The organism is Mesorhizobium sp. M7A.F.Ca.CA.002.05.1.1, from assembly GCF_003998335.1.
In the GTDB taxonomy this organism is placed as follows: Bacteria; Pseudomonadota; Alphaproteobacteria; order Rhizobiales; family Rhizobiaceae; genus Mesorhizobium.
On sequence record NZ_RZQI01001156.1, the window covers coordinates 1 to 1,557 of the forward strand.

The 1,557-nt window shown below is 63.6% G+C and carries 2 protein-coding genes; both read right to left on the reverse strand.

Translation table 11 applies throughout. The features are described 5' to 3' along the window. The coding region (locus EN939_RS33590; RefSeq protein WP_127271759.1) for a hypothetical protein at positions 1-310 on the reverse strand (310 nt) is incomplete at its 3' end. Between the two features lie 183 nt (positions 311-493). Further along, positions 494-1,557 (reverse strand): saccharopine dehydrogenase C-terminal domain-containing protein (locus EN939_RS33595; protein WP_127271760.1); only part of this gene is annotated, 1,064 nt, incomplete at its 5' end.

Genomic DNA, 1,557 nt, shown 5'->3' on the forward strand with positions numbered 1-1,557 from the left:
CCATCAGGCAGTTGAAGCTGACCGCGGTCTGGCGGATCAGCGAGGTGCCGTTGATCTGCACCGATGTGGCGCCGGTCATCGTGTAGCTGCCGTCGGCAAGCTTCTGGCCGGTGTCGGTGGCCACGGTCGTGAAGGTACCGCCGGCGAAGGTCGACAGGCCGGTGCCCTTGGCGTCGATCCAGGAGCCCTCGACGCCTTTCGGCGCCGCTGCCATCGGCGGTTCATCAGGGCCGCTGGTCGCACAGGCGGCGAGCATCGTCGCAATGGCACCCGCCACGCTCATCGAAAGAATTTTGCGCGCAATGATCATATGAAAATCCTCTCCTCTCGCATCGGCCCGAAAACCGGAATCGATTTTCGACAAGCACGAGGCGTGCATCCAAGTTTCCAGAGCGACATGCGTCCAGATGAATGCGTGTCGTTGTGGTCCGCATCCCTTCAATCGCCCGATTTCCGGGCGATTGCAAGGCGGTGAGGCAGGTAGGCGGTGCTGCTATCGCACAAGGATGTTGCGGAACTGCCACGGGTCGTTCCGGTCGAGGTCTTCCGGGAACAGGCCGGGGCGGTTATCGAGCGGCGTCCAGTCGGTGTAATAGCCCTTGACCGGTCCGAGATACTGGGACTGCACTTCCAGGCACCGCCTGTAGTCCATCTCGTCGGCTTCGACGATGCCGGCCTCGGGGTTTTCGAGCGCCCAGACCATGCCCGAGAGCACCGCCGAGGTGACCTGCATGCCGGTGGCGTTCTGGTAGGGCGCCAGCTTGCGCGCCTCGGCGAGCGACAGCTGCGAGCCGTACCAGTAGGCATTCTTGTCGTGGCCGTAGAGCAGCACGCCGAGTTCGTCGACGCCGTCGATCAACTCGTTCTCGTCGAGCACATGATGCACCGGCTGAGGCTTGCCGGCGGCGCCGAACATCTCGTCGAGCGACAGCATAGCGTCGTTGCAGGGATGGTAGGCATAGTGGCAGGTCGGGCGGTATTGCACCTTGCCCTTCTTGGAACGCACGGTGAAGAAATCGGCGATCGAGATCGCCTCATTATGCGTCACCAGCAGGCCGTATTGCGCGCCGGGCGTCGGGCACCACGAGCGCACGCGCGTGTTGGCGCCCGGCTGCTCCAGATAGATGGCTGCCTTCGAGCCGTGCTTGTGCTTCTTGGCGTTCTTCGGCATCCATGTCTCGTGTGTGCCCCAGCCAAGTTCCGCGGGCTGCAGGCCCTCGGAGATGAAGCCTTCGACCGACCAGGTGTTCCAGAACACATCCATCGGTTTCGGCTTCTTGGCGCGCTGGGTGTCGCGTTCGGCGATGTGGATGCCCTTGACGCCGGCCTTCTTCATCAGCTTGGCCCAGCCCTCGCGGTCGTCCTGCGCGGGCTCCGAGAACTCCAGGCCAAGATCGGTGGCGAGATTGACCAACGCCTGCTTGACGAACCACGAGACCATGCCTGGATTGGCGCCGCAGGTGGAGACCGCCGTGGCGCCGCCGGGCTTGTCGTGCTTTTCCTTGAGCAGCGACTCGCGCAGCGCGTAATTGGTGCGGCTGGCGTTGTCCGCCTTGG